The sequence below is a fragment of the Agromyces sp. H17E-10 genome (assembly GCF_022919715.1).
Taxonomy (GTDB): domain Bacteria; phylum Actinomycetota; class Actinomycetes; order Actinomycetales; family Microbacteriaceae; genus Agromyces.
Map to the genome: position 1 here is coordinate 1352014 of NZ_CP095042.1, position 22924 is coordinate 1374937.

Sequence of the window (22924 nt, forward strand, 5' to 3'; positions counted from 1 at the left end):
TTTCAACGTTGAAACTCCGCGAGAGACCCGAGGACGATGACGACCCGAACCGACTCCAGCTCGGCCCGCCCCGCACGCTCGGCGCGCACCGACCACCACCCGCTCGGCGCGCGCACCTGGACCGCCGTCATCCTCGTCGGGCTCGTCGGCCAGCTCGCGTGGGTGATCGAGAACATGTACCTCAACGTGTTCGTCTACGACACGATCTCGACCGACCCCGCGGTGCTCGCCGTCATGGTCGCGACGAGCGCCGTCGCCGCGACCGTCGCGACGCTCGTCGTGGGCGCCTGGTCCGACCGGCTCGGCCGCCGGCGCGAACTCGTCGCGGCCGGGTACGTCGCGTGGGGTGCGGTGACCGCGGCCTTCGGCCTCGTCGGGGCACCGGATGCCGCATCCGAAGCCGCACCGACCGTGATCGCGGCGGTCGTCGCGATCATCGCGCTCGACTGCATCATGAGCTTCATCGGCTCGGGAGCGAACGACGCGGCGTTCGCCGCCTGGGTGACCGACTCGACGGTGCCCGCGAACCGCGGGCGGGTCGACGGCTGGCTCGCCACGATGCCGCTCGTCGCGATGCTGCTCGTGTTCGGCCTGCTCGACCCCATGACGCAGGACGGGCAATGGGGCGCGTTCTTCGCACTCGTGGGCGGCGTGACGGCGGCGACGGGCATCGCGTCGTGGTTCCTCGTGCGCGACCGGGGCGTCGCGCCACGGCGGTCGGGGGTCTGGCGGTCGGTCGTCGACGGCCTGCGCCCCGCGACCGTGCGCCGCGAGCCTGCGCTGTTCCTGACCCTCGCGATCTGGTGCGTCATCGGGGTGAGCTCGCAGGTGTTCATCCCCTTCGTGCTCATCTACCTGCGGTACTCGCTGCAGCTCGAGAACTCGGCGATCGTGCTCGGCATCGTGCTCGTGCTCGCATCGGTGCTGAGCATCGTCGGCGGCCGCATCATGGATCGCGTCGGCAAGGAGCGCTACCTGCTGCCGGTCGTGGCGATCTTCGCGACGGGACTCGTGGCGATGTGGTTCGCCCGCGACTTCGCGTGGGTGATCGTCGCGGCGACACTCATGATGGCCGGCATGATGAGCTCGATCGCCGCGGTCTCGGCGATGACCCGCGACCAGACGCCCGCCGACCGCGCCGGCGGCGTGCAGGGTGCCCGCATGATCATGGCGGTCATGCTGCCGATGGTGATCGGTCCGGCGATCGGGGCCGCGATCATCTCGGGCGCGGCGCACACGTACGTCGAGCTCGGTCGTGAGCAGCCGGTGCCCGGGGCCGAGATCTTCCCCGTGGCGGCGGCGGTGCTCGTGCTCGTACCGGTGCTCGCCATGCTGCGGCGGCGGGTGCTCGGCGAGGCCGGTGGTCGCGCATGAACGGGTTTCGAGACGGTCGCTCCGCTTCCTCCTCAACCCACCCACGAGACGGTCGCTCCGCTCCCTCCTCAACCCACCCACTCGCCGAGTACCCGCGCCCCCAGCTCGCGCGCGACAGCCACCTCAGCCTCAACGGCCACTGGGAGTACGCGTTCACGGGCGACGACGCCCGCCCCGCCGCATGGGACGGCCGCATCCTCGTTCCCTACTCCCCCGAGGCCGAGCGCTCGGGCGTCGGCCGCCAGCTGCAACCCGGCGAGCACCTCTGGTACCGGCGTACCGTGCGCCTGCCCGAGGGATTCCTCGTCGATCGCGTCATCCTGCAGTTCGGCGCGGTCGACCAGCGCTGCCGGGTCTTCGTCGACGGCGAACCGGTCGGCGAGCACGAGGGCGGCTACCTCCCGTTCTCGATCGACGTGACGGATCGGCTCGCCGACGGCGCCGAGCACGAGCTCGTCGTCGACGTCGTCGACCCGAGCGACACCTCCTTCCACTCGCGGGGCAAGCAGTCGCTGCACCGCGGCGGCATCTGGTACACCGCCCAATCCGGCATCTGGCAGCCCGTCTGGATCGAGTCGGTGCCCGACCTGCACGTGCAGCGCCTCGACCTGCGCCCGAGACTCGCCGACGAGGCGGTCGAGGTCGTCGTCGAGGCATCCGGCCCGATCGTGCGCGACGTATCGCCGACACGACGCGACGCCGGCGCACCCGGCACGACTGCGGAGGCCGCCCCGCTCGCGACCGTCGTGCTCTTCGACGACGGCCGCGAGATCGCGCGCGCCGAGGGACCGGCGAGCACGACGCTCACGCTGCCCGTACCCGACCCCAGGCGGTGGACGCCCGACGACCCGTTCCTCTACGACCTCGAGGTGCGCCTCGGCGACGATGTCGTGCGGAGCTACGTCGGCATGCGCTCGGTCGGGGTCGCGCCCGACGCGTTCGGCCGGCCGCGGCTCATGCTCAACGGCGAGCCGGTGTTCCATGCGGCCGTGCTCGACCAGGGGTACTGGCCAGACGGGCTCTACACGCCCCCGTCCGACGAGGCGATGGTGAGCGACCTGCTCGCGATGAAGGCGCTCGGTTTCAACGCCGTGCGCAAGCACATCAAGATCGAGCCGCTGCGCTGGTACCACCACTGCGACCGGCTGGGCCTGCTCGTCTGGCAGGACCTGGTCAACGGCGGCCGGCGCTACAACCCCGCGGTCATCACCGCGCCGGTGAAGCTGCCGGTGCGGTTCGACGACCGCCGGCACCGGCTCTTCGGCCGACAGGATGCCGCGGGGCGGGCGGAGTTCACGCGTGAGCTCGAGGCGACCGTGCGCCTGCTGCAGAACTCGCCGAGCGTCGTCGTGTGGGTGCCGTTCAACGAGGGGTGGGGTCAGTTCGACGCGCTCGACGCCGTCGAACGGGTGCGCGCCCTCGACCCCGACCGCGTGATCGACCACGCGAGCGGCTGGCACGACCAGGGCGGCGGCGACCTCCTGAGCCTGCACGTGTACTTCCGCAGGCTGAAGCCCGGCCGCGACTGGGGCCGCGACGGTCGTGCGGTCGTCGTCTCGGAGTACGGCGGGTACAGCCTGCGGCTTCCGGGCCACGAGTTCAGCCGCAAGGAGTTCGGCTACCGCCGGTATCGCAGCATCGAGGCGCTCACCGACGGGTTCGTCGAGCTGCACCGCCGCGAGGTGCTGCCCGCGATCACGGCCGGACTGTCGGGCATCGTCTACACGCAGCTCTCCGACGTCGAGGACGAGCTCAACGGGCTCATCACCGCCGACCGCACCGTCGTGAAGGTCGACACCGACCGGGTGCGCGAGGTCGTCGGCGAGCTGTTCGCAGAGTTCGCCGCGGTGACGACGCAGGTCGCGGCATCCCCGTCCGTCGCGGGATCCCCGTCGATGGCGGCATCCCCGCTGGCCGCGGCATCCCCGCCGATGGCGGCGCAGCCGACCCGACCGCGCTGAATCGCGACGCCCCTCCGCCCACCCGCACCCCTGCGTTGCCCAGCCCCTCCTCCCCTTCGAACCCGAGAACGGAACCCCATGGCCAGAACGATCGTCGAGCGCGAGCTCACCGCCCCCGTCGCCCTGTGCGGGCCCGACGGGCGCCTCAACCGCGACGCCGTCGGCTGGACGCGCACGCCGATGCACGACACGTCGGGCATCGACGGCCGCCGGGTCTGGGGCCGCAACAAGCGGTGGGAGTACTGGGCGGTGACGACGCCGACGCACATCGTCGCGCTCACCGTGTCGTCGATCGACTACGCGGCGGTGCACGCGATCCTCGTGCACGATCGGCGCGACGGGACGACGATCGACCGCTCGGCGATCGCGCCGCTCGGCTCGAGCGCGACGCTGCCGGCATCGCTCGGCGACGGCCCGGCGCGCGCTCGCACGAAGTCGATCGAGATCGACGTCGAGGAGCTCGCCGACGGCTCGGGCACGACGCTCCGCGGCTCGGCGGCCGGCGTGCGCTTCGAGATCGTCGCGCATCGGCCTGCCGGGCACGAGAGCCTCGGCGTCGTGGTGCCGTGGTCGGACCGGCGGTTCCAGTACACCGTCAAGGACGTCGCACGGCCGGCGACCGGCTGGCTCGAGATCGGGAGCAGCAAGCCTGGCGACAGCGGCAAGGGCGGTGAGGGCGGCGAGCCCTCCGAACGCATCGAGCTGCCCGAGGGCGAGAGCTGGGCCGTGCTCGACCACGGCCGCGGTCGCTGGCCCTACCGCATGGTCTGGAATTGGGGTGCCGCGTCGGGCGTCGTCGGCGGCCGCACGATCGGACTGCAGCTCGGCGGCAAGTGGACCGACGGCACCGGTTCGACCGAGAACGCGGTCGTCGTCGACGGGCGCCTCCACAAGCTCAGCGAGGAGCTCGACTGGGACTACGACATCCACGACTGGCTCGCGCCCTGGCGCATCCGCGGCACCCACGCCGACCTGTGGTTCACGCCGTTCTGGGACCGGGTGAGCGCGACCGAGCTCGTCGTCTTCGGCTCGCACGGCCACCAGTGCTTCGGGCACTACTCGGGTTGGGTCGACGCGGGCTCCGAGCGGATCGCGGTCGACGGGCTGCTCGGCTGGGCCGAGGACGTGAGGAACCGGTGGTGAACCGGCGCTCGGCCGGCCCGACCCTCAAGGACGTCGCGGCGATCGCGGGCGTCTCGTACCGCACGGTGTCGAACGTCATCAACGGGCGCGCGCCCGTGAGCGCGTCGACGAGGGAGCGGGTCGAGACCGCGATCGCCGAGGTCGGGTACCGTCCGCAGCTCGCCGCGCGGCAGTTGCGGATGGGGCGCTCGAACCTGCTCACGCTCTCGGTGCCGTTCCTCTCGCTGCCGTACTTCGCCCAGCTCGCGCACGCCGTCGTCGGCGCCGCCGAGCGGGTCGGCTACGACGTCGTCGTCGACGAGACCCACGGCGATCCCGAGCGCGAGCTGCGCGCCGCGCGCGGGTTCGGCACGATGCTCACCGACGGCATCGTGCTGAGCCCCATGACCCTGAGCGACGCCCAGCTCGACGCGGCACGCGGCACCACGCCGCTCGTCGTGCTGGGCGAGCGCATCCGCGGCGCCCGCGTCGACCGGGTCGTCGTCGACAGCGTCGTCTCGTCGCGCGACGCGACGGCGCACCTGATCGGGTCGGGGCGGCGCACGCTCGGGTTCCTCGGCACGGTTCCGGATGCCTCGTCGGGAGCTGCGGCCGCCGACCTGCGTCACGAGGGGTTCCGCTCGGCCCTCCGCGCGGCGGGGCTCGAGGCCGACCCACGGCACGTGCTCGAGGTGTCGGCGTGGAACCCGGCCTCGCCCGACGGCGACTACTCGCGGGAGGAGGGCTACGCACGCGTGCGCGCACTGCTCACGGGCGGACGCGGCGACGCGGGGCTCGACGGGCTCGACGGGCTCGTCTGCGCGAACGACCTGCTCGCGATCGGCGCGCTGCGCGCGTTCCGGGAGGCGGGCATCGACGTGCCGGGGCAGGTCGCCGTCGTCGGCTGGGACGATTCCCCCGAGTCGGCGTTCGCCGCGCCGTCGCTCACGAGCATCGCGCCCGACCTCGGCGAGATCGCGCGCCTCGCGGTGGCGTCGGTGCTGCGCCTCGTCGACGACCCGCACTCGCCCCCGCGCGTCGAGCAGGCGCCCTACCGGCTCGTCGTGCGCGAGTCGGCGCCGTAGGTCATCGCCGGCCGAGCGGCGGGTGCTCCCCTCCCGTCACCCCGCGGTCGACGCCCGCACCACGAGCTCGGGCTGGAAGACCACCTGCTCGGGCGCGAACTCCTCGTCGGCGTCGGCCTCGCGCAGCAGCAGGTCGACCGCCGTGTGGCCGATGAGCGCCGCCGGCTGGCGGATGGACGACAGCGGTACGACCGCCGCTGCGGCGAAATCGATGTCGTCGTAGCCGATGAGCGCGATGTCGTCGGGCACCCGCGCGTCGCCGCGCATCACGAGCGCCTGCAGCACGCCCATCGCGAGCAGGTCGTTCGCGGCGAACACCGCGTCGGGCCGCTCGGCCTCCGGCCGCGCGCGGATCGCCTCGCCCGCCGCCCGGCCCTGCAGCACGGTGAGGTTCTCGGTCGGCACGACCTCGAGCGCGGCATCCGGCACCTCGGCGACCGCTCGGCGGGCACCCTCGATGCGGTCGTCGATCTGGCGGAGGCCGGCGGGGCCGCCGACGAACGCGATGCGGCGTCGACCGAGGCCGAGCAGGTGCTCGGCGGCGAGCCTGCCGCCCGCGACGTCGTCGACCGAGACCGACGAGAAGCTGCGGTCGTGCACCTGCCGGTCGACGAGCACCACCGGCGTGCCGCGATCGCGCAGGCGCTGCAGCCGCGGCAGGTCGTCGGCGAGCGGCGAGATGAGCACGCCGTGCACGCGCTGCTCCTCGAACAGGTCGACGTAGACGCGTTCGCGCTCGATGCTCTCGTCACTCGTGCCGAGCAGCACGGTGAGCCCGGCGTCGGCTGCGCGAGTCTCTGCGCCGCGGGCGACCTCGGTGAAGAACGGGTTGCGCACGTCGAGCACGACGAAGCCGATCGAGCGACTGCGCCCGGCTCGGAGTTGGCGGGCGGCGTCGTTGCGCACGAACCCGAGCTCCTCGATCGCCGCGAGCACGCGCTCGACGGTTGCGGGGGCGACCTTGTCAGGCCGGTTGAGCACGTTCGAGACGGTGCCCACCGACACCGACGCGGCAGCCGCGACCTCACGAACACTGACCGCCATCGTCGTCCCTCCCTGTCTGCGCCGACCCGCTCGCGCCGTTCGCCCCGGGCGATCGGCGTCGAGCCGATTCGATCATGGCATCGAACCGCGGCGGTGCCGACGCGCCCGGATTGAGTCGTTTCAATATTGTGACTTGACCATACCCCCGACGCGACCCTACAGTAGCGATGGGTCGAGATTGAATCGATTCATAGCAACCCCCAAGCCGAGCGTTCCCCCGCTCACCTCAACGAGGAGGCCCCGTGACGGACACCCCGCCCACGCCCGCGGCGACTCCGCCGATGCTCGAGCTCGAGAACGTCGCGAAGTCCTTCGGCGCCGTGGTCGCGCTGCGATCGGGCAGCCTGCGACTCGAGCGCGGATCGATCCACGCGCTCATCGGCGAGAACGGCGCCGGCAAGTCGACGCTCGTGAAGATCGTCGCCGGGCTCTACCGCCGCGACGCCGGCGACTTCCGCCTGAACGGCGAGTCGGTCGACTTCGGCTCGACGGCGCAGTCGAAGGCCGCGGGCATCGCGGTCATCTACCAGGAGCCGACGCTCTTCCCCGACCTCACGGTCACCGAGAACGTCTTCATGGGCCGCCAGCCGGTGAGCCGCTGGGGCCGCATCGACCGCAAGGCCATGCGGCACGAGGTCGAACAGCTCTTCGCCCGCCTCGGCGTCGGCATCGACCCCGACCGTCCGGCCGAGGGCCTCTCGATCGCCGACCAGCAGGTCATCGAGATCGCGAAGGCCGTCTCGCTCGACGCCCGCGTGCTCATCATGGACGAGCCGACCGCCGCCCTCTCGGGCGTCGAGGTCGACCGCCTCTTCCAGATCGCCCGCAGCCTGCGCGACGAGGGCCGTGCGCTCCTCTTCATCTCGCACCGGTTCGACGAGGTGTTCGCGCTCTGCGACACCGTCACCGTCATGCGCGACGGCTCGTACATCGCGACGACCCCGATCGGCGAGACCACGGTCGACGACCTCGTGCGCCAGATGGTCGGCCGCGACGTCACCGAGCTCTTCCCCAAGCTCGAGGCCGATATCGGCGAGCCGCTGCTCGAGGTCGACGGCCTCTCGAGCCCGCTCTTCCACGACATCTCGTTCACGGTGCGGGCTGGCGAGATCGTCGGACTCGCGGGCCTCGTCGGCGCCGGTCGCAGCGAGGTCGCGCGCGCCGTCTTCGGCGTCGACTCCTACGACGCCGGCTCGGTCACCCTGGGCGGGCGGCCCGTGCCGAAGAGCCGGCCGGATGCCGCGATGAAGGCCGGCCTCGCGCTCGTGCCCGAGGACCGCCGCAAGCAGGGACTCGTGCTCGACTCCTCCGTCGCCCGCAACGTCACGCTCGCGATCCGCGAGACGATCGCGAAGGCCGGCCTCATCACCTCGGGCATGGAGAACCGCGCCGCGAAGGAGTGGGCGAGCCGGCTCGAGGTCAAGACGAACGCCCTCTCGACCGTCGCCGGAACCCTGTCGGGCGGCAACCAGCAGAAGGTCGTGCTCGGCAAGTGGCTCGCCACCGAGCCGCGCGTGCTCATCATCGACGAACCGACCCGCGGCATCGACATCGGCACGAAGTCCGAGGTGCACCGTCTTCTCTCCGAGCTCGCGGGGCGCGGCATGGGCATCCTCATGATCTCCAGCGAACTGCCCGAGGTGCTCGGCATGGCCGACCGCGTGCTCGTCATGCGCGAGGGCCGCATCACCGCCGAGATCGACCGCGCCGACGCGACGAGCGAGAACGTCATGTTCGCCGCGACCCACGCCGAGGGAGCCCACCAGTGACCGCGACCATCGAGAAGACCGCCGTCACGAAGCGGCTGCACGCCATCGGCGCCGTGCGCGAGTTCGGCATCCTGATCGCGCTCGCGCTCGTCGTGCTCGCGGCGACGATCGCCAACCCCAACTTCCTGTTCAGCGCCGACGGCTGGCGCGACCTGCTGCTGACGCCCGCGATCCTCGTGCTCGTCGCGATCGGGCAGGCGATCGTCATCATCACCCGCAACGTCGACCTCTCCGTCGGGTCGATCCTCGGCCTGTCGGCCTACCTCACGGGGCGCCTGTTCATCGACCTGCAGGGCATCCCGATCGTCGCGGTCTTCGTGATCGCCGTCGTCTTCGGCGGGCTCCTCGGCCTCGTCAACGGCGCGCTCGTGGCGTTCGCGAAGGTGCCGGCCATGGTCATCACGCTCGGCACGCTGTACGCCTACCGCGGCATCAACGTGCTGTGGACCGGCAGCGACCGCATCAACGCCTCCGACCTGCCGAAGGACTTCCTCGCCCTCGGCACCGGGCAGATCCTGTGGATCCCGATCCTCACGATCATCGCCGTCGTCGTGCTCGCCGTCACCGGCTGGATCATGAAGAACACCCGTGGCGGTCGCGAGTTCTACGCGATCGGCTCCGACCCGGCCGCGGCCGAGCTCTACGGCCTGCGGGTGACCCGGCGCCTGCTCATCGCGTTCGCGACCTCGGGTGCGCTCGCGGGCCTCGCGGGCGTGCTGTACGCCGCGCGCTACGGCACGATCAACTCGCAGGCCGGCTCGGGCTGGGAGCTCGACGCGGTGGGCGCGGCCGTCATCGGCGGCGTCGCCATCACGGGCGGCGTCGGGTCGGTCTGGGGTGCCGCGATCGGCGCCTGGCTGCTGCTCACCATCAACCGGGCGCTGCCGATCCTCGGCATCCCCGACTTCTGGCAGCGCGCCGTCGTCGGCGTGCTCATCATCGGCGCCATCGTGCTCGACCGCGTGCTCGCCGTCCGACAGAAACGCAAGCTCCTCGAGGCGAGGGAGGACGACCGATGACCGCCACCACCACCGCGGCCGCCGCCATCGCGCGCACGTACCGCGACTACGACCGTCCCCTCTGGCAGCGCGTGCTGCTCACTCGCGAGATGGCGATCGTCGCCCTCGTGCTCGTCGTCGCCGTGGTCGCCGCCGCGACCGTGCGCGGCTTCGGCCAGCCGATCACCGTCACCTACCTGCTGCTCGACGTCATGCCGATCCTGCTCATCGCGCTGCCGATGACGCTCATCATGATCACGGGCGAGATCGACCTCTCGGTCGCGAGCATCGTGGGCCTCTCGAGCGTGCTGACCGGCGTGCTCACCGCGGGCGGCCTGCCGTTCGAGGTCGCGGCCGTGGTCGCGCTCGTCGCCGGCGCCGTCTGCGGGGCGATCAACGGCTTCCTCGTCACGGTCGTCGGGCTGCCGTCGCTCGCCGTCACGATCGGCACGCTCGCGCTCTTCCGCGGCCTCGCCGTCGGGCTCCTGGGCACGACCGCGATCACCGACTTCCCCGAGTTCTGGACGTCGCTCGCGAAGGCCCGCGTCGGGGGCAGCAACGTGCCCGTCGTGCTGTTCGTGTTCCTCGTGCTGCTCGCGGTCTTCGTCGTACTGCTGCACTTCACGCCGTTCGGCCGGGGCATCTACGCGATCGGCCTGTCGAAGGCGGCCGCCCGGTTCTCGGGCGTGCACGTCGAGCGCACGAAGTTCGTGCTGTTCGTGCTCGCCGGCGTGATCTCGGCGCTCGCGGGCATCTTCTACACGCTGCGCTTCGGCAGCGCCCGCGGCGACAACGCGACGGGCCTCGAACTGCAGGTCATCGCGGCGGTCGTGCTCGGCGGGGTCTCCGTCTTCGGCGGCCGCGGCGCGATCCACGGCGTCATCGCGGGCGTGCTGCTGATCGGCGTGCTGTCGAGCGCGCTGCGGCTCGCGAACGTCACGAGCGACGTCATCAACATCATCACCGGAGCGCTGCTCGTGCTCTCGGTGGTGACCACCAGCTTCCTGGCCTGGCTGCGCAAGCGCCGGAGGGCACCAGGGGGAACACCGCGCGTCGAGGCCTCCACAGCAGGGTGACCGGGCCGCGCGAACCGTCGAGGCGATCACTCGTCGACCTCATTCCGATGAAGGGAAGAACAACGATGTTTCAGAAGAAGACCCGCGCCGGTGCGCTCGTCGCGCTCACCGCGGCCGCAGCACTGGTGCTGACGGGCTGCGCGGTCGACAGCGGCTCCGGCGGCGGCGAGTCCACCGACGGCGCCGGCAGCGACAACCTGTCGATCACGTTCCTGCCGAAGAACCTCGGCAACCCGTACTTCGACACCTCGTCGGCGGGCGCGAAGGAGGCCATCGGCGAGTTCGACGGCACGTTCGCCGAGGTCGGCCCCGCCGAGGCCACGCCCGACGCGCAGGTGAGCTACATCAACACGCTCACCCAGCAGGGCGTCGGCGCGATCGCCGTCTCGGCGAACGACCCCGAGGCGATCTGCGACGCCCTCAACGAGGCCCGCGACGCGGGAATCAAGGTCGTCACGTTCGACTCCGACACCAACCCCGACTGCCGCGACCTGTTCATCAACCAGGCCACCGCCGAGGGCATCGCCAAGGTGCAGGTCGACGAGATCACGAAGCAGATCGGCGACGAGGGCGAGATCGCGATCCTGTCGGCGTCGGCCAACGCGACGAACCAGAACGCCTGGATCGACCTCATGAAGGCCGAGCTCGAGGCGAACCACCCGAACGTGAAGCTCGTCGACGTCGTCTACGGCGACGACGACGACCAGACGTCGTTCGACAAGACCGCGGCGCTGCTGCAGACGCACCCCAACCTCAAGGGCATCGTCTCGCCCACGACGGTCGGCATCGCCGCCGCCGCCCGCTACCTCTCCACCTCGGAGTACAAGGGCAAGGTCGCGCTGACCGGTCTCGGCACGCCGAACCAGATGCGCGAGTACGTCGAGGACGGCACCGTCACCTCGTTCGCGCTGTGGAACCCGGCCGACCTCGGCTACCTCGCCGCGTTCGCGTCGAAGGCGCTCATCGAGGGCGACATCACCGGTGAGGTCGGCGACTCGTTCGAGGCCGGCAAGCTCGGCGAGTACGAGGTCGGCGAGGACGGCGTCGTGCTGCTCGGCGACCCGTACGTGTTCGACGCCGAGAACATCGGCGACTTCGACTTCTGAGTCGAAGACCGCTGAACCGATGAGGATGCCGCAGGCCGGGCTCCCGGCCCGGCCTGCGCCTCCTCTCCCCCACCTCCGAGCACCGACCACCACGACTAGACCGAGGAATGGAGCGCACGATGACCGAGCCCGCATCGCGCCCCGAGCGCATCTGCTTCCAGCTGCAGGTCGACCCCGCGCGCCTCGACGAGTACCGCGAACGGCACGCCGCGGTCGCCCCCGACATGCTCCGCGCCATCGAGGCCTCGGGCCGGCGCGACTACTCGCTGTTCCTGCGCGCCGACGGCCTCCTCATCGGCGTCTACGAGACCGATGACGACGAGGCATCCCAGGCGGCCCTCGCCGCCGACCCGCGCACCGCGGCCTGGGAGGCCGAGATGGCCCCCTTCTTCATCGCCCTCGACGGCGCACGTCCCGACCAGGACGCCCCCAGACTCCCCGAGGTGTTCCACCTCGAAGACCAGCTCGCCCGGCTCGACGCCGACGCTCCGAGCTCGACGAACCGCTGACGACGGACCGCTGACGCGGCATCCGACCACCCTCACGAAAGCAGGACCACAGTGAGCATCCTCACCGACGACATCCAGGCGCAGCTGGCCGCGCAGGCCATCGAGCTGCCGAGCTGGGCGTTCGGCAACTCGGGCACGCGCTTCAAGGTGTTCGCGACGCCCGGCACGCCGCGCGACCCCTTCGAGAAGATCGCGGATGCCGCGCAGGTGCACCGGTACACGGCGCTCGCGCCGACCGTGGCCCTGCACATCCCGTGGGACCGCGTCGACGACTACGCAGCGCTGGGGCGCCACGCCGAAGACCTCGGCGTCGCCCTCGGCACGATCAACTCGAACACCTTCCAGGACGACGACTACAAGTTCGGCGCCCTCACCCACGAAGACGCCGCCGTGCGCCGCAAGGCCATCGACCACCACTTCGAGTGCATCGACATCATGCACGCGACCGGCAGCCGCGACCTCAAGATCTGGCTCGCCGAGGGCTCGAACTACCCGGGCCAGGCCGACCTGCGCGGCCGGCAGGACCGCCTGCACGAGTCGCTGCAGGAGATCTACGCGCGCCTCGGCGACGAGCAGCGCCTCGTGCTCGAGTACAAGTTCTTCGAGCCGGCGTTCTACCACACCGACGTTCCCGACTGGGGCACGAGCTACGCCCAGGTGGCGGCGCTCGGCGAGAAGGCGATGGTGTGCCTCGACACGGGCCACCACGCGCCCGGCACGAACATCGAGTTCATCGTCATGCAGCTGCTGCGGCTCGGCAAGCTCGGCTCGTTCGACTTCAACTCGCGGTTCTACGCCGACGACGACCTCATCGTCGGGGCGGCCGACCCGTTCCAGTTGTTCCGCATCATCTTCGAGGTGATCCGCGGCGGCGGCTTCAACAGCCCCGACGTCGCGTTCATGCTCGATCAGTGCCACAACGTGGAGGACAAGGTTCCCGGCCAGATCCGCAGCGTGCTCAACGTGCAGGAGATGACCGCGCGGGCGCTGCTCGTCGACCGCGACGCGCTCGCCGCCACCCAGGTCTCGGGCGACGTGCTCGAGGCCAACCGCATCTTCATGGACGCGTTCTACACCGACGTGCGCCCCGCCCTCGCCGAGTGGCGCGAATCGCGGGGCCTGCCCGCCGACCCGATGCGCGCGTTCGCCGAGTCGGGCTACCTGCAGCAGATCGCGGCCGACCGCGTGGGCGGCGTGCAGGCCGGATGGGGGGCGTGATGATGACGAACCCGGCAGCGGCAGAGCTCATCGCACGGTCGAACCGCCTCGGCGCCGACCCGAAGAACACGAACTACGCCGGCGGCAACACGTCGGTGAAGGGCACCGAGACCGACCCCGTCACGGGCGAGCCCGTCGAGCTGCTGTGGGTGAAGGGCTCGGGCGGCGACCTCGGCACCCTCACCGAGCAGGGGCTCGCGGTGCTGCGGCTCGACCGGCTGCAGGCGCTGAAGGGCGTCTACCCGGGCGTCGAGCGCGAGGACGAGATGGTCGCGGCGTTCGACTACTGCCTGCACGGCAAGGGCGGTGCGGCACCATCGATCGACACGGCCATGCACGGCCTCGTCGACGCGGCGCACGTCGACCACCTGCACCCCGACTCGGGCATCGCGATCGCGACGGCCGCCGACGGCGAGGCGCTGACCGCGAAGATCTTCGGCGACCAGGTCGTGTGGGTGCCGTGGCGCCGGCCCGGCTTCCAGCTCGGGCTCGACATCGCCGAGATCAAGGCCGCCAACCCCGCCGCGATCGGCTGCATCCTCGGCGGGCACGGCATCACGGCGTGGGGCGACTCCTCGGATGCCGCGGAGCGCAATTCGCTCTGGATCATCGACACCGCCGCCGAGTACCTCGCGTCGCACGGGTCCGCGCAGCCGTTCGGCGGCGTGCGCGCCGGCTTCGAGGCGCTGCCGTCGGGCGAGCGCCGGGAACGCGCCGCCGCGCTCGCACCGACGATCCGCGGCATCGCGTCGCACGACAAGCCGATGGTCGGCCACTTCACCGATGCCGACGTCGTGCTCGACTTCCTCGCCTCCGAGAAGGCGCCCGCGCTCGCGGCGCTCGGCACGAGCTGCCCCGACCACTTCCTGCGCACGAAGGTGAAGCCCCTCATCCTCGACCTGCCGGCGACGGCGACGGCCGAGGAGCAGATCGCCCGCCTGCACGAGCTGCACGAGGCGTACCGGGCCGACTACCAGGCGTACTACGGCGCCCACGCCACGCCCGAGAGCCCCGCGATCCGCGGCGCCGACCCGCTCATCGTGCTCGTGCCGGGCGTCGGCATGTTCTCGTACGGCGCGAACAAGCAGACCGCGCGCGTCGCGGGCGAGTTCTACGTCAACGCGATCAACGTCATGCGCGGGGCCGAGTCGGTCTCGACGTACTCGCCGATCTCCGACGCCGAGAAGTTCCGCATCGAGTACTGGGCGCTCGAGGAGGCGAAGCTCCAGCGGATGCCGAAGCCCAAGACCCACCAGGGCCGCATCGCCTTCGTCACGGGCGCCGCGTCGGGCATCGGCAAGGCGATCGCCACCCGCCTCGCCGCCGAGGGCGCGTGCGTCGTCGTCGCCGACCTCGACCTCGAGAAGGCGCAGGCCGCCGCGGCCGAGCTCGGCTCGGCCGACGTCGCGATCGGGGTCGCGGCGAACGTCGCCGACGCCGCGGCCGTGCAGGCCGCCCTGAACGAGGCGGTGCTCGCGTTCGGCGGCGTCGACCTCGTCGTGAACAACGCCGGCCTCTCGCTCTCGAAGCCGCTGCTCGAGACGACCGAGGCCGACTGGAACCTGCAGCACGACGTCATGGCGAAGGGCTCGTTCCTCGTGTCGAAGGCCGCCGCGCGCGTGCTCATCGACCAGAAGCTGGGCGGCGACGTCATCTACATCTCCTCGAAGAACTCGGTGTTCGCCGGCCCCAACAACATCGCGTACTCGGCGACGAAGGCCGACCAGGCCCACCAGGTGCGCCTGCTCGCGGTCGAGCTCGGCGAGCACGGCGTGCGCGTCAACGGCATCAACCCCGACGGCGTCGTGCGCGGCTCCGGCATCTTCGCGTCGGGATGGGGCGCGAACCGCGCCGCGACCTACGGCGTGAACGAGGAGGACCTGGGCCAGTTCTACGCGAACCGCACGATCCTCAAGCGCGAGGTCGTGCCCGAGAACGTCGCCGACGCGGTGTACGTGCTCACGGGCCCCGAGCTCAGCCGCACCACGGGCCTCCACATCCCGGTCGACTCCGGCGTCGCCGCCGCGTTCCTGCGATGACGTCGACACTCGTCGGTCGAGTAGCGACGAAGGAGCGTATCGAGACCACCCTCCGTGGCCTCGATACGGCGCTGCGCGCCTACTCGACCGACGGGGGCCGGCCATGACCCGGGCGGGCGCCGTCGCGGCGGTCGACCTCGGCGCGACGAGCGGACGCGTCGTCGTCGGCCACGTCGACCAGTCGTCCGGGCGCCTCGACCTCGAGCAGGTCGCCCGCTTCCCGAACGGGCCCGTGCGCCTCGCCTCGGGGCTGCACTGGGACTTCACGGGCCTCTACCGCGACCTGTCGCAGGGCCTCGCCGAGGCCTTCCGCCGCGAGCCCGACGTGAGCTCGATCGGCATCGACTCGTGGGCGGTCGACTACGGCCTGCTGCGGGGCGGGCGCCTCCTCGGCGAGCCGTTCCACTACCGCGACGAACGCAACGCCGACGCGGTCGACGGGGTGCACGCCCGAGTGCCGTTCGCCGAGCTGTACCGCCGCAACGGCCTGCAGTTCCTGCCGTTCAACACCGTGTACCAGCTCGCAGCCGAGCGCGACCGGGGTTGGCTCGATCTCGCCGACGCCATGCTGCTCATTCCCGACCTCGTCGCCTTCCAGCTGACGGGCGAGCAGGTCGCCGAGCGCACGAACGCCTCGACGACGGGACTCGTCGGCGTCACCACCGGCGAATGGGACGCCGAGCTCGTCGAACGGCTCGGGCTCGAGGCATCCCTGCTGCCCGATCTGGTCTCGCCCGGCGCCCTCATCGGGCCGCTGCGTCCGGCCGTCGCCGCCGAGCTCGGTGCGCCCGACGGGGTCGACGTCATCGCCGTCGGTTCGCACGACACCGCCTCGGCCGTCGTCGCCGTGCCGATGCGGGCCGAGTCGGCCGCCTACATCTCGTGCGGCACGTGGGGGCTCGTGGGCGTCGAGCTCGAGGCACCCGTCACGAGCGACGCGGCCCGCGCCGCCAACTTCACCAACGAGGGCGGCGTCGACGGCCGCGTGCGGTTCCTGCACAACGTCATGGGGTTGTGGCTGCTCAGCGAATCGGTGCGCTGGTGGGAACGCGACGGCTCGCGGGTGGTCCTCTCCGAGCTGCTGGATGCCGCTGCCGCCGTCGACCGACCGGTCGCGCTGTTCGACGCGAACGACCCCCGGTTCATGGCACCCGGCGACCTGCCCGGCCGCATCGTCGAGTGGTGCGCCGAGGTCGGCGTCGCCGCACCGCAGACCCGCGCCGAGTTCGCCCGGTCGATCATCGAGAGCCTCGCCCAGGCGTTCGCCGACGCCGTGCGCAGCGCGTCCGTGCTCTCGGGCGTCGACGTCGAGACGATCCACATCGTCGGCGGCGGCGCCCTCAACGAGCTGCTCTGCCGGCGCACCGCCGACCGGGCCGGCATCCCCGTGCTGGCCGGCCCCGTCGAGGCGACCGCCATCGGCAACGTGCTCGTGCAGGCACGCGCGCAGGGCTTCGCGACGGGCGAGCTCGAGGCGCTGCGCGACCTCGTCGCCCGCGCGTTCGAGCCCGTGCGATACGAGCCGCGACGCTGAGCCGACCGCCGCTGATTCGTCGGATGTGTTGACCGGCGCACGCATCTCCCGATAGACAGGGCGGTAACGCTCGACCGGCGCATCCCAAATGCCGGATGGGCGCCGCCGGAGCAACGACGTTCCGAACGCCGTTCCCCCTCCCCTCGCACCGCTTCGGCTCGACTGCACGACAGCGCACTGCAACGAGGAGGGAACCATCTGATGTCTACATCGAGACGAACCAGGGTGCTCAGGGGAACGACGGTGTTCGCCGCACTCGCGGGACTCGCACTCACGACGCTCGCACCGCTCGGCGCGGCGGCCGGGACCGAAGCCCTGCCCGAGCTCGCCCACGACGCCGACGACGCGGTCGGGGTCGTCGAGGTCACCGTGCCCGACCGCACCGAACTCGATCGACTCGTCGACACGGGCGTCGACCTCGATCACGGCGTGCGGCGCAACGACGACGGCACGCTCACCGCGCAGGCGATCATCAGCGACGCCGAGGCCGACGCGCTGCGCGCCCGGGGCTTCGACGTCGGCGCCACGGTGCACGACGAGGGCGACACCGAAGCCGTGCTCGGCGAGCGCGACGCCGCCATCGCCGCCGCCGAACGCGCCAACGCGTCGTTCGCCGAGGCGGCCGACGCCGGCGACGCCGCCGACGTCAAGATCATCCGCGCCGACTACTACACGTCGTTCGGCGTGGGGTACCTGTCGGTCGAGGCGAAGTTCGCCGACGGGCAGACGAACCCCGCCGCGCTCACGGTACTGCGCGACAGCGGCCCCGGCACCGCCCCGGGCTCGGGCGGTTCGCAGAACATCACGCGCTTCGTCGACGCCGGCGTGTACCTCTACCACCGTGGAGCCGCGCAGGTCACGACCCGGCCCGACACGGTGCAGATCACGAGCCCGAGCGGCGACGTCGCCACGGCGACGGTGACCGACTGGCTGCCGATCGACGGCGAGGAGACGCCGCGGCCCGACTACCAGCGCGACTTCATCACCTCGTACCTGACACCGCAGGAGCTCACCCAGCGCATCACGGACCTCGCCGCCGAGTTCCCCGCGATCTCGGAGCTCGTCGAGCTGCCGAACAAGACGGCGGGTTACCAGCGTCACGCCCAGGCTCTGTTCGGCAACGCCAACCAGAACCGCGTCGGCGTGGACTCGAGGGCCTGGGGCCAGGACGGCGGCAACGACATCACCGTCGCGCTGACATCGCCCGGCGTCGCGAACGCACCGCTCACGGTGAGCGTCGCCGGCTCGGCCATCACGGTCGCGCTCGCCACCGACGCGGCCGGCACCGCGACGAGCACCGCGGCCCAGGTCGTGGCCGCGATCAACGCCAGCCCCGCGGCATCCGCCCTCGTCGTCGCCTACACCTACCGCGGCAACGCGGGCACGGGCGTGGTCGCGCCCGCGACGGCGCAGCTCGACGACGGGCTCAACGCACCCGAGAGCGTGGCGCGCGGACCGCAGTCGGTCTACGCGATCCGCATCGGCAAGGTCCGCGACGGCTCGAAGCCGGGCGTGCTCGCCTACGCGCAGGAGCACGCACGCGAGTGGGTGCCCCCGCTCGTCACGATCGAGACGGCGGAGCGGCTGCTGCGCAATTACGCGTCCGACCCCGACACGAAGAAGCTCGTGAACAACCTCGACATCTGGATCGTGCCGACGACGAACCCCGACGGCGGCACGTACTCGTTCTACGACTTCGCGTCGCAGCGCAAGAACCTGACCAACTACTGCCCGCTCACCGGCAACGCCGACGTCCTCGGGCGAAACAGCTGGGGCGTCGACGTCAACCGCAACTACGACGAGTACAGCGAGTTCGACGGCTACAGCGGCGGCAGCACGTCGTGCACGAGCGGCACCTTCTCGGGACCGGGCGAACTGACCGAGCCCGAGAGCCGCAACATCGACTGGATCGCGGCGACCAACCCCAACATCGGGTTCTCGATGAACCTGCACAGCTCGGGCAACTATTTCATGTGGTCGCCCGGCGCCTACCGGGCGAGCGACCGCCTCACCGCGCCGCGCCCGACGCTCGCGCAGGAGACGTTCTTCTGGGGCGCCTCGTCGCGCATCCTCACCGAGATCAAGAAGTACCGCGGCATGTCGGTCACCCCGGCGCGCACCGGCCCCGTCGCCGACGTGCTCTACTCGGCGGCCGGCAACTCGGGCGACATGCTCTGGTACAAGTACGGCATCAACGCGTGGGACTTCGAGGTCGGCACGTCGTTCCAGCCGCCGTTCGAGAACGAGGACCCGACCGGCGGGTCGGCGCACGCCGAGTCGCAGGAGTTCGCCAACGGGCTCGTCGAACTCCTCCAGATCGCGGTCGACCACGACAAGGACCACCAGCGGCCCACGAGCACGGTGAAGACCTCGCCGAGCGCGCAGCCCGGCATGGTCGACGTCGTGTTCGAGATCGACGAGACGGCAGCGGTGTTCTACACGCTCGACGGCTCGAAGCCGACGCTCTCGTCGACGATGTACGCGAGCGCCGGCGTGCGCGAGGGCGCCGAGACCCTGACCGTGCCCAGCGGCACGCGCATCAACTGGTTCTCGGTCGACGCGGCGGGCAACGTCGAGAAGAACTACCAGCCCGACGGCAACAACGGATCGAACTACAACAGGACGACCGTGAACTAGTCGCCTCGGCGACACGGCGGCCGCGGCATCCCGGATGCCGCGGCCGCCGTCGTCGTCAATCGGCGAAGGCGGCGCGCACCTCGTCGTGGGGCAATGCGTAACTGACGTGGCCCTCTCGCCCGACCGTGTCGCGCGCGGCGACGAGTGCGTTGACCACCGCCTCCTCCGTCGCCTCGACGACGGCCTCGTAGAACGGGTCGATGCTGCCCCACGCGACGTGCTCGAGCTGTTCGACCGCGATCTCGCCGCGGCCCATGCGCGACGCGAGCGCCCCCTCGTTCGCGGTCGAGAAGGCGAGGAAGATGTCGCCGGAGAAATGGCTGCCGGTGGTGCCGGTGCGGGCGAGCCCGAGCGGGACTCGGCGCGCGAGCGCGCGGCACTGGTCGGGCAGGAGCGGGGCGTCGGTCGCGACGATCACGATGACGCTGCCCGCCCCGGGCACGGCGCGCGATGCCGCAGCGTCACCACGGCCGTCCCCGGCTGCGCCCGCGAGGTCGTGCTCGAACCAGTCGGTCGTCTCCATCGGGTTCGGCGCGTGCGATTCACGACCGAGCGTGCGCCCGGCGACGCGCAGTTCCTTGCGCGAGCCGAAGTTCGCCTGCAGGAGCACGCCCACCGTCCAACTGCGTTCGCCCGAGCGCACGACTCGCGATGCCGTGCCAGTCCCGCCCTTGAAGCCGTAGCAGTTCATGCCGGTGCCGCCGCCGACGTTCCCCTCCGCGATCGGGCCCCTGGCCGCGGCATCCAGCGCCTCGATCGCGTGCTCGGGCATGACGGTGTCGGCGTTGATGGAGTTCAGGTAGCCGTCCCACGTCTCGCCGACGACGGGCAGCATCCACTGCGCGGCCGTCACCGGGTCGTGTTCGGCCAGCCAGCGGTCGATGCCGCGGTGCGCGGCGCCGACGGCGTGCGAGTTCGTGATCGCGATCGGGGTCTGGAACTGCCCGGCCTCCTCGATCCAGCTGCGGCCGGTCAGTTCGCCGTTGCCGTTCAGGACGGCGATGCCGGCTGCGCACGGTGCGCCGGCGGCCGCCCTGCCGCGCGGGAGGATCGCCGTCACGCCCGTGCGAGCGACGACCGGTTCATCGGCGACGATCGTGGCGAACCCCACCTCGAGGCCGGGCACGTCGGTGATCGCGTTCCACCGCCCTGGCTCCCCGTCGAACGGGACGCCGAGGTCGCGGGCGCGTGGCCGGGGGGCGGGCTGGTCGGTCATCGGGTCTCCTCGGCGTCGTCGTCGGTTCCGCCCGCAGCATCCGGACCCCTGAGCTCGCAGTCGAGCGCGAGCTCCGCGTAGCGCATGGTGCACTCGAGATAGCGGCCCCGTTCCCAGCTGTCGGGGTTCAGCAGGTAGAGGTCGTACGCGTCTTCGAGAGCGACGAGGTTCGACGCGATCATGTCGGTCGGCATCTGCGGCCGGAACGCGCCGAGCACGACCCCGACCTCGATGTTCGTGCGATACAGGGCGACCTGGCGCTCGAGCAGCACCGCCATGTGCAGGCGGTACTGCGGGTGGTCGCGCAACGCCGCGGACGCCTCGTAGACCACGCGGAGATCGTCGCTGATGTGCTCGGGGATGCCGGCCTCGATCGTCGCGCGCAGCCGTGCGACCGGATCGGTGATGCCGTCGACGAGGGCGTGACGGCGCTCGATGAACTCGTCGATCGCACCGCGCACGGCGGCCTCGACGAGCCGGTCGAAGCTGTCGAAGTGGTAGAGCACGCTGCCCGAGCTCACCTCGGCACGCTCGGCGACCGAGCGTACGCTCGCGCCCGAGATGCCACGCTCGCTGATGACCTGGCTCGCCGCCCGGAGCAGGTCGCGCTTGCGCTGCTCCACCTTCTCTGCCGCCACTAGCGAACCTCCACGTTCTCCGGTTCTACGACGGTAACGGACTGCGTGAGGGCGGCGTACCGTTCGGGCGAGCGGCGCTTCATCACGAGCCCGATCACGATGCCGGCGATGAACACCACCGGCACGCACCCGATGAGCGCCCAGTTCACGACCGGGTCGGTGAAGCCCGAGACGAGGTCGAAGTTGGCCACGATCACGATGAAGGCGACGAGCAGTCCGACCGCGCCGAGCACGGGGGCCACGAGCACCCGCCACACCCCGAAGCCGCGGCGGTCCTTCCAGAAGAAGCCGATCACCGAGACCGCCGCGACACCCTGGGCGAAGATGAGGCCGGCGACCCCGATCGCGTAGGTCCACAGGCCGAGCCCCAGGAAGGGGTCGGCGCCCGACAGCGCGCCCGCGAGCACGGCGAGCACGCAGAGCACGGTGAGCGTGATGCTCGCGACGTGCGGCGACTTCATGCGCGAGTGGGTGCGGGCGAGCCCGGCGGGCAGCAGGCGCTCGCGGCCGAGTGAGAACAGGTAGCGTGAGCACGCGTTGTGGAACGCGAGCGTGCAGGCGAAGAAGCTCGTGACGATGAGGATCTCGAGCACGACGCCCGCCCACGCGCCGAGCGCGTTCTCGCCGGCGATGAACTGCATCTCCTCGAAGTCGTCCGAGTTGGCGAGCGCGATGACGCCGTCTGCGCCGAACGCCACGGTCAGCGCCCAGAACGTGAACGCGTAGAAGATGCCGAGGAACGCGATCGCGATGTAGGTCGCGCGCGGCACGGTGCGCTCGGGCTGCTTCGCCTCCTCCGCGTAGATGACGGTGCCCTCGAAGCCGAGGAACGCGCCGAACCCGAACACGAACAGCGCACTCGCGCCGGTCGCGAAGAACACGTTCTTCGGGTCGAACGACGCGGCCGTCGCCTCGCCGATCGTGCCGCCGTTCTGGAAGATGATCGCGAGCGAGATCACGAGCAGGATCGCGATCTCGGCACTCAGCAGCACGGCGAGCACCTTGGCGCCGACGTCGATGCGGCGGTAGCCGAGGTAGCCGATGACGAGCACCGAGACGACCGACCAGACGCCCCACGGCAGGTCGATGCCGAGCAGCTCGGCGAAGGTGAGGTTGGCGTAGAAGCCGAGCAGTGCGTAGAAGCAGATGCACAAGAAGGCGTAGGCGACGATCGTCACGAACGCGACCCCGATGCCGACGGGCTTGCCGAGCCCGGCGGCGGCGTAGGCGTAGAACGCACCGGTGTTGCGCACGAAGCGCGACATCGCGGTGAACCCGATCGCGAACAGGATGAGCACGACGCCGCTCGCGAGCATTGCACCGGGCGCGCCGACGCCGCCGACGAGGAAGGCGAGCGGGGCCGAACTCACCGCGACGGTGAGCGGCGCGGCAGCCGAAACGACGAAGAAGACGATGTCGAAGGTGCCGAGCCTGCCTCTCGCGAGCGTGTCGGTCTCGGTCGTCGCAGGGGTTGCGGTCGTCATTGCGGAACCTCCATGGCACAGCGTTGTGATGTGAAGTGAAGCCGGGGATCGGTGTCGAGGCCGTGGGGATCGGCTCGACTGAACAACCGTATCGTTTTCGCACCTTCTGTCAAG

17 protein-coding genes are annotated in these 22924 nt (G+C 71.1%); 13 read left to right on the forward strand and 4 right to left on the reverse strand.

Annotated features, from left to right (window positions below; translation table 11 throughout):
• Positions 1 to 36 precede the first annotated feature (36 nt).
• From MUN74_RS06145 to MUN74_RS06160, 4 genes are all read left to right on the forward strand, one after another.
• Positions 37 to 1374: an MFS transporter gene (locus tag MUN74_RS06145; protein WP_244855543.1), complete on the forward strand. Its 1338-nt coding sequence runs from the start codon at positions 37 to 39 to the stop codon at positions 1372 to 1374.
• On the forward strand, positions 1371 to 3335 hold the full coding sequence (locus MUN74_RS06150) for a glycoside hydrolase family 2 protein (RefSeq protein ID WP_244855544.1): 1965 nt from the start codon (positions 1371 to 1373) through the stop codon (positions 3333 to 3335). The genes MUN74_RS06145 and MUN74_RS06150 overlap by 4 nt, the downstream gene beginning before the upstream one ends.
• 78 nt (positions 3336 to 3413) lie before the next feature.
• On the forward strand, positions 3414 to 4478 hold the full coding sequence (locus MUN74_RS06155) for a DUF2804 domain-containing protein (protein ID WP_244855545.1): 1065 nt from the start codon (positions 3414 to 3416) through the stop codon (positions 4476 to 4478).
• Positions 4475 to 5542 carry a LacI family DNA-binding transcriptional regulator gene (locus tag MUN74_RS06160; protein WP_244855546.1) on the forward strand — a complete coding sequence of 356 codons (1068 nt, stop codon included), beginning with the start codon at positions 4475 to 4477 and terminating at the stop codon, positions 5540 to 5542. The genes MUN74_RS06155 and MUN74_RS06160 overlap by 4 nt, the downstream gene beginning before the upstream one ends.
• 36 nt (positions 5543 to 5578) lie before the next feature.
• Here the strand turns inward: MUN74_RS06160 and MUN74_RS06165 are convergent, their stop codons facing one another.
• Positions 5579 to 6586, reverse strand: a complete 1008-nt coding sequence (locus MUN74_RS06165; RefSeq protein WP_244855547.1) for a LacI family DNA-binding transcriptional regulator — start codon at positions 6584 to 6586, stop codon at positions 5579 to 5581.
• 281 nt (positions 6587 to 6867) lie between these two features.
• Here MUN74_RS06165 and MUN74_RS06170 point away from each other — a divergent pair, with 281 nt between their 5' ends.
• From MUN74_RS06170 to MUN74_RS06210, 9 genes are all read left to right on the forward strand, one after another.
• Positions 6868 to 8355, forward strand: coding sequence for a sugar ABC transporter ATP-binding protein (locus MUN74_RS06170; RefSeq protein WP_244856364.1), 1488 nt, complete (start codon positions 6868 to 6870; stop codon positions 8353 to 8355).
• Positions 8352 to 9374 (forward strand): ABC transporter permease, encoded by a 1023-nt coding sequence (locus MUN74_RS06175; RefSeq protein WP_244855548.1) that lies wholly within the window; start codon positions 8352 to 8354, stop codon positions 9372 to 9374. Before MUN74_RS06170 ends, MUN74_RS06175 begins: the two co-directional genes overlap by 4 nt.
• Positions 9371 to 10429, forward strand: a complete 1059-nt coding sequence (locus MUN74_RS06180) for an ABC transporter permease (protein WP_244855549.1) — start codon at positions 9371 to 9373, stop codon at positions 10427 to 10429. The genes MUN74_RS06175 and MUN74_RS06180 overlap by 4 nt, the downstream gene beginning before the upstream one ends.
• Before the next feature lie 65 nt (positions 10430 to 10494).
• Positions 10495 to 11535 (forward strand): rhamnose ABC transporter substrate-binding protein, encoded by a 1041-nt coding sequence (gene rhaS, locus MUN74_RS06185; RefSeq protein ID WP_244855550.1) that lies wholly within the window; start codon positions 10495 to 10497, stop codon positions 11533 to 11535.
• 119 nt (positions 11536 to 11654) lie between these two features.
• The gene (locus tag MUN74_RS06190; protein WP_244855551.1) at positions 11655 to 12044 is read left to right on the forward strand and encodes an L-rhamnose mutarotase; all 390 of its coding nucleotides are present in this window, start codon (positions 11655 to 11657) and stop codon (positions 12042 to 12044) included.
• Between the two features lie 51 nt (positions 12045 to 12095).
• Positions 12096 to 13262, forward strand: coding sequence for an L-rhamnose isomerase (gene rhaI, locus MUN74_RS06195; protein ID WP_244855552.1), 1167 nt, complete (start codon positions 12096 to 12098; stop codon positions 13260 to 13262).
• A gap of 2 nt (positions 13263 to 13264) precedes the next feature.
• Positions 13265 to 15301: a bifunctional aldolase/short-chain dehydrogenase gene (locus MUN74_RS06200; protein ID WP_244856365.1), complete on the forward strand. Its 2037-nt coding sequence runs from the start codon at positions 13265 to 13267 to the stop codon at positions 15299 to 15301.
• Positions 15302 to 15404: 103 nt separating this feature from the next.
• Entirely contained in the window at positions 15405 to 16835 is a 1431-nt protein-coding gene (locus tag MUN74_RS06205; protein ID WP_244855553.1) for a rhamnulokinase, read from the forward strand.
• Between the two features lie 225 nt (positions 16836 to 17060).
• On the forward strand, positions 17061 to 19472 hold the full coding sequence (locus tag MUN74_RS06210; protein WP_244855554.1) for a M14 family metallopeptidase: 2412 nt from the start codon (positions 17061 to 17063) through the stop codon (positions 19470 to 19472).
• 55 nt (positions 19473 to 19527) lie between these two features.
• Here the strand turns inward: MUN74_RS06210 and MUN74_RS06215 are convergent, their stop codons facing one another.
• Genes MUN74_RS06215 through MUN74_RS06225 form a run of 3 tightly spaced genes read right to left on the reverse strand, consistent with a single transcriptional unit; the run spans position 19528 to position 22810 of the window.
• Positions 19528 to 20688, reverse strand: coding sequence for a DmpA family aminopeptidase (locus MUN74_RS06215; protein WP_244855555.1), 1161 nt, complete (start codon positions 20686 to 20688; stop codon positions 19528 to 19530).
• Complete coding sequence (locus tag MUN74_RS06220) at positions 20685 to 21326, reverse strand: TetR/AcrR family transcriptional regulator (protein WP_244855556.1); 642 nt, start codon at positions 21324 to 21326, stop codon at positions 20685 to 20687. Before MUN74_RS06220 ends, MUN74_RS06215 begins: the two co-directional genes overlap by 4 nt.
• Entirely contained in the window at positions 21326 to 22810 is a 1485-nt protein-coding gene (locus MUN74_RS06225; protein ID WP_244855557.1) for an APC family permease, read from the reverse strand. Before MUN74_RS06225 ends, MUN74_RS06220 begins: the two co-directional genes overlap by 1 nt.
• Positions 22811 to 22924: the final 114 nt, after the last annotated feature.